The sequence below is a fragment of the Bradyrhizobium sp. Unk1 genome (genome assembly GCF_059512345.1).
Genome location: NZ_JCAMOP010000266.1, coordinates 1 through 305, shown reverse-complemented (window position 1 = coordinate 305; position 305 = coordinate 1). Strand labels below are relative to the sequence as shown.

The following is a 305-nucleotide window of genomic DNA, read 5'->3' as shown; positions in this document are numbered from 1 at the left end:
CAATGAAAGGTAGCGCCCGGAGAGAGGCTTGGCCGAAGATCTGAACATCGCTGGTGGCATGCCGCCTGCCTTTCGGAGCAATCTGCTTCCGACAGGTTGCGATAATCCGGCCTTAAGCGCAGCATCTTCGCTGCTCTGCCCTGTGGCAATCGCCTTCCAAAATCCATTCTGTTCCTTGCGTCCCGCCGCACACGGCCGGCCAGGCGATGGCAATGGCGCTCGTCCTGACCGTGTCGAACGTCGACTTACAACTTTCATCGCAACCTCCAACTTCACGGTGTTGCGACGACCGTTTGAATCCGCCC

General features: G+C 58.7%; 1 pseudogene. It reads right to left on the bottom strand.

Going from position 1 to position 305, the window contains the following annotated elements:
- Window positions 1-258: pseudogene (locus AC5ZFO_RS48435) on the bottom strand (IS30 family transposase); the annotation flags it as partial.
- Window positions 259-305 lie beyond the last annotated feature (47 nt).